Genomic DNA, 269 nt, shown 5'->3' on the forward strand with positions numbered 1-269 from the left:
CTGAAGGCTGAAGGCAAAGGCCTGGGCGGTACAGTTTCGATGAGCGAGATCGGGATGCAATGGGGGAAGGGGATCGCTCAGCAGGGCAAACCCTTCGAAGCTTTTGTTCAGGCGAAATTACCGCCGGGAACACGCGATCTGAACGCGGTCAAAAGTAATTTTTCAACCTTTGATCATCTCACCCCGGACGGAATAGCCATCAGCACAAAAACGCTGGATACAGGGGCAAAGAGCTATCAACAACCTGCGGCGATCACAAGAACGCTCAA

At 52.8% G+C, this 269-nt stretch carries 1 protein-coding gene; it reads left to right on the forward strand.

Annotated features, from left to right (window positions below; all coding sequences use genetic code 11):
* Nucleotides 1-39 precede the first annotated feature (39 nt).
* On the forward strand, nt 40-269 hold a 230-nt coding region (locus R0K30_RS22080), incomplete at its 3' end, for an endonuclease toxin domain-containing protein (RefSeq protein ID WP_486304030.1).

It is taken from the genome of Bacillus sp. SIMBA_154 (assembly GCF_046536015.1).
In the GTDB taxonomy this organism is placed as follows: Bacteria; Bacillota; Bacilli; order Bacillales; family Bacillaceae; genus Bacillus; species Bacillus pumilus_P.